Annotated in this window: 4 protein-coding genes and 1 pseudogene; 2 read left to right on the top strand and 3 right to left on the bottom strand. The window is 68.7% G+C overall.

Annotation, left to right across the window (positions count from 1 at the left end; translation table 11 throughout):
• Nucleotides 1-104: 104 nt before the first annotated feature.
• Complete coding sequence (locus AB0J52_RS27920) at nt 105-464, bottom strand: Ig-like domain-containing protein (RefSeq protein ID WP_500185369.1); 360 nt, start codon at nt 462-464, stop codon at nt 105-107.
• Complete coding sequence (locus AB0J52_RS27915) at nt 371-1,255, bottom strand: NHL domain-containing protein (protein ID WP_500185368.1); 885 nt, start codon at nt 1,253-1,255, stop codon at nt 371-373. Before AB0J52_RS27915 ends, AB0J52_RS27920 begins: the two co-directional genes overlap by 94 nt.
• Before the next feature lie 833 nt (nt 1,256-2,088).
• Here AB0J52_RS27915 and AB0J52_RS27910 point away from each other — a divergent pair.
• Both AB0J52_RS27910 and AB0J52_RS27905 read left to right on the top strand, forming a co-directional pair.
• Nucleotides 2,089-3,308: pseudogene (locus AB0J52_RS27910) on the top strand (IS3 family transposase).
• Nucleotides 3,295-4,149, top strand: a complete 855-nt coding sequence (locus AB0J52_RS27905; RefSeq protein WP_500185371.1) for an IS5 family transposase — start codon at nt 3,295-3,297, stop codon at nt 4,147-4,149. The pseudogene AB0J52_RS27910 and the gene AB0J52_RS27905 overlap by 14 nt, the downstream one beginning before the upstream one ends.
• A 17-nt stretch (nt 4,150-4,166) precedes the next feature.
• Here the strand turns inward: AB0J52_RS27905 and AB0J52_RS27900 are convergent, their stop codons facing one another.
• A complete protein-coding gene (locus AB0J52_RS27900) occupies nt 4,167-4,532 on the bottom strand; it encodes a hypothetical protein (RefSeq protein WP_500185367.1) in 366 nt (121 codons plus the stop codon).
• Nucleotides 4,533-4,723: the final 191 nt, after the last annotated feature.

Genomic DNA, 4,723 nt, shown 5'->3' with positions numbered 1-4,723 from the left:
CGACATGGTCGGAGGATCGGTCCAAGGCCGACACCCCCGCGAGGGTGCCACCCAAGATCAATTCCTGCGTCGAGGCTGGGGACACGTTCGGGAGCGGGACGCCGTCATGGGGTGATGGTGAAGGTGATGGGTGTTGTGGGTGGGGAGGGGTCGTGGTCGGGGGCCTGTTGGGTGGCGGTGATGGTGTGGGTGGCGATGGGGAGGTCGGTGCTGGGGCGCATGGTCCAAAAGCCTTGGGTCACGGTGGTGGTGCCCAGCAGGGTGCCGCGCTGGTCGATGACGGTGACGGTGACGGTGGCGCCGGGTTCGCCGCCGCCGGCGATCTGGGGGCGGCGGTCGCGGGTCTGGGAGCCGTTGTCGGGGGAGGTGATCAGCGGGACGGGTGAGGGCCGGTGCGGGATGGCCACTTTGCGGATGCGCTTGTTGTAGGTGTCGGCGATGAACAGGGAGCCGTCGGGGGCCACGGCCAAGCCGTAGGGGAAATAGAGCGAGGCGCTGGTGGGCGGGCCGCCGTCGCCGCGGAGGCCGCGGTCCCGTTGTCGGCGTACACCGACAGGATTCCCGCCGGGCTGACCGTCCAGACCCGGTGGGCCCTGTCGTCGGCGATGTAGACGACGCCGTCGCCACTGACCGCGACCCCCATCAGCGATTGCAGCGCCACCCCGGTGGCCGGGCCGCCGCCGATCGGGTCGCCGGTGCCGCCGCCGGCGTAGGTGGAGATGGTCCCCGCCGGGCTGACCTTGCGGACCTGGCGGTTTTGCCGATCGGTGATGAACAGGGTGCCGTCCGCGGCCACCGCCACGTCGGTGGGCTGGTTGAGCGCGGCGCGGGTGGCCGGGCCGCCGTCTCCGCTGAAGCCCTTGGTCCCGTTGCCCGCGACGGTGGAGATGATCCCCGCCGGACTCACCGCGCGGACCCGGTGCGCGTCCAACTCGGCGATGAACAGGGTGCCGTCGGCGGCCATCGCCATCCTATGGGCGCCTTGGAACCGGGCGCCGATGGCCGGGCCGCCGTCTGCGCCTTCTCCGCCCCCGGCGTAGACGGTGGTGGTCCCGTCCGGGGTGACCTTCAGCACCCGGCTGGCTCTGGAGAAGAAGGAGGTGCCGTCGGCGGCCACCGCAACTCCCTCAGGGCTGGTCATGTTCGGGAGCAGGGACGGCGTGGAGATCTGTCCTTGCGGATCGACCTTGCGCGCGCGGTGGTTGCCGGTCGCGGCGATGTAGAGGGAGCCGTCGACGCCCACCGCGACCCCCATTCATGTAGCCGATCTCGGCCCGGGTGGCCGGACCGCCGTCCCCGGTGTTGCCGCCGCCGCCGTTGCCCGCGGCGGTGGTGATGACCCGGGGCCTTTCCGCGGTCTGCTCCGCTGCCTGCTGCTCCACGGTCTGCTGCTCCACGGTCTGCTGCGGCTCTGGCATGACTGCACACTCCTTCGGCACCGATTGACGTGTCTCTTCCCCAGTACCAGGCCCCGCCGGTCCCGCCCTGGGATCACTGCCCACGTTCCCCTTCATGACACTCTCACGACACGGTCAACCACACACAGTCATACCTTGGCGCCGGTTTGCTCCCCTGCGGAGACCGAGTGCCAGGAAGCCACCGAGAGCCGCACAGAGGCAGAAAGCAGCCGGCGGCGCTGGAAGGAAGTCCTCGACCTCGACCAGGCGTTCATCGCGGTCGAACTCAACGCTCACGGAAACGCTACCGTTACAGTAAGTATCTAATCATACACTTAACGTGATAGTCCAGGGGTCGGACACTCCCGAGCCCCTCGAAAGGGAAGACCTCCATGTGACAGATCGTCACGACGCTCAGCGCCGCCCTGCCCATCGTCGGCCTGCCCATCGTCGGCCTGCTCACGGCGGCTGCCCCCGCAGCCGCGCACGCCGACCCCCACCCGGCCCAGCCCGCTACAGCACAGGTCCGCCGGGAGCTGGCCTACACCTGCGACAGGATCAACTACCACGGGTCGGCGAGCCCCAACCACGGTGTTGGGGGCTGCACGACGTCCGACAATCTGGGGACCTCACCCCTGAGTGTGGACACCTTGGAGACTGGATCTTGAGGTCCAGGGAAGAGTTGTTCTTGATGGCTCTGAAGAACTATCCGGAGGAGTTCAAGGCCGACGCTGTGGCCTTGTATCTGTCGGACCCGTCCAGGACTTATAAGCAGGTCGCTGAGGATCTGGGGATCAACCGGGCGACGTTGCGGGAGTGGGTGCTGGCCGCGCAGCGCAGCGGGGCCGCGGGTCCGAAGGCGCGCAGGATCGTCGGGAAGTCGGCTGCTGGGGACTAGGTAGCCTCGCCGGACGTGTTGGAAGAGGAGAACAAGCAGCTCAAGGCCCGGATCGCCGAGTTGGAGCTGGAACGGGACATCCTGCGGAAGGCGGCCAAGTTTTTCGCGGGCGAGACGAACTGGTGAGCCGCTTCGAGTTCGTTGAAGATCACAGGCACGCCTTCGGCGTGAAGCGGTTGTGTCGGGTGCTCCAGGTCGCCCGGTCCTCGTTCTACCGGTGGCTGGCCGCCGCTCCGGTCCGGCTGGCCCGCCGCCAGGCCGACGACGTCCTGGCGGCGAAGATTCGGAAGATCCACAAGGCCGAGGACGGCACCTACGGGTCACCGCGCATCACCGCCGAACTGCATGACCAGGGCGTCAAGGTGAACCACAAGCGGGTCGCGCGGGTGATGCGCGAGCACGGCATCGTCGGACTGCACCTGCGCAGGAAGGTCCGCACCACGGTGCCCGAGCCGTCCGCGATCCCGGTCGGTGACCTGCTGCGGCGTGAGTTCACCGCGGACGCCCCGAACCAGAAATACGTCGGCGACATCACCTACCTGCCGGTCGGGGACGGCAAGTTCCTCTACCTCGCCACGGTCATCGACCTGGGATCACGCAGGTTGGCGGGCTGGTCGATCGCCGACCACATGCGCACCGAACTCGTCGTCGACGCGCTCGATGCCGCGGCCCACACGCGCGGCGGCGCCCTGGACGGCGCGATCTTCCACAGCGACAACGGCACGCAATACTGCAGCCGCGAGTTCGAGGACGCCTGCCGCCGTCTGAATGTCACCCGTTCCCGGGGCGCGGTCGGGACCAGCGCCGACAACGCCGCCGCCGAAGCCTTCAACGCCACCCTGAAACGCGAAACGCTACAAGGCGCCCACCGGTGGCCCTCGGCCCGTGACGCCCGCCTGGCCGTTTTCCGATGGATTACCAGATACAACACCCGCCGCCGCCACTCCGCACTCGGCCAAATGTCACCGATCAACTACGAGAAAACCGCAGGTAACCTGGCTGCCACCGCCTGAAACCGGTGTCCACATTCAGGGGCGAACCCCCCGTCCGGGGCGACCCTCGAAATGGACGAAACGGCAGCTCATCGACGGCATCCGCTGGCGGGTGCGTGTCGGTGCGCCATGGCGGGACGTGCCTGCATGCTACGGCTCCTGGCAAGCGGTGTACTCGCTGTTTCGGCGCTGGCAACGCGACGGCACCTGGGCCGGCCTGCTGGCCCGGCTGCAAGCACGGGCCGATGCAGCCGGGCTGATCGGCTGGCAGGTCGGGGTGGACTCCACCGTTCTGCGCGCCCACCAGCACGCGGCCGGAGCCCGCCGCCACGGCGACAGACAGACCGAGCCGCCGGGCGGGAAGACGCCCGAGCCCGACGATCACGCGCTGGGGCGTTCACGGGGCGGGCTGTCGACCAAGCTCCACCTGGCCTGCGAACAGGGCCAAAAGCCGTTGTCGCTGGTGGTCACCGCCGGACAGCGGGGTGATGCTCCCCAGTTCGAGGCGGTCATGGCCGGGATCCGGGTCGCCCGCATCGGCGGTGGGCACCCGCGCACCCGGCCCGAACGGGTGCGCGGGGACAAGGCGTACTCCTCCAGGGCGATCCGAGCACACCTGCGGCGGCGGGGCATCGCGGCCACGATCCCCGAACCGGCCGACCAGGCCGGCCACCGCCTGCGCCGCGGGGCCCGCGGCGGCCGACCACCCGGCTTCGACCCGGTCGACTACCGCGAACGCCACGCCGTGGAGTGCGGCATCAACCGCCTCAAACGCCACCGCGCACTGGCCACCAGGTTCGACAAGCTCGCCGTCCGCTACCAGGCCACCATCCACATCGCCGCCATCAACGAATGGCTCTGATCACTTTGAAACAGGCCCTAGATGTCACGACAGGTCTGCGACGAGACAGAACCGGGCAGGTTGGCGTTTCCGGCGCCCGCGAACGGGTGGACGTAGCAGGAGACGGCGGTGGGATAGCCGGTGCGTGCGCGGATGGTGAACCGCACGTTGATGGGGCCGTGCTGAGGGAGATTGTCGGACGTCGTGCAGTTCCCACGACCGGTGTCTGCCCCCGTGACATAGCTGTGGGTGATCTCGTTGCAGGTATAAGTCGGCTCCTGGCGGACCTGTGCTGTAGCGGGCTGCGCCGGGTGGGGGTCGGCGTGCGCGGCTGCGGGGGCAGCCGCCGCGAGCAGGCCGACGATGGGCAAGGCGGCATTGAGCGTCGTGACGATACGTCGCATGGAGGTCTTCCCTCTCGGGGTCTCGGGAGTATCCGACCCCCATGGACTATCACGATAGGTATCCGACTAGATACTTACTGTAATGGTGGCGTTGCGTCACCGCGAGCTTCGTCGGGCGGCTGCCGCCAGGGTCGGCCCCTGTCCGGGGCGCTGGGTCATCGGGATCGAGGTCTCCCGCTATGACCGCGCGA

The organism is Spirillospora sp. NPDC049652 (assembly GCF_040675125.1).
In the GTDB taxonomy this organism is placed as follows: Bacteria; Actinomycetota; Actinomycetes; order Streptosporangiales; family Streptosporangiaceae; genus Spirillospora.
Note: the sequence above shows the minus strand (reverse complement) of the source record. Positions and strands in the feature narration are given on the sequence as shown.

Coding starts and splice junctions, on each gene's coding strand:
- AB0J52_RS27915 (WP_500185368.1), bottom strand. CDS start 1,255: ATGGGGGTCGCGGTGGGCGTCGACGGCTCCCTCTACATCGCCGCGACC.
- AB0J52_RS27900 (WP_500185367.1), bottom strand. CDS start 4,532: ATGCGACGTATCGTCACGACGCTCAATGCCGCCTTGCCCATCGTCGGC.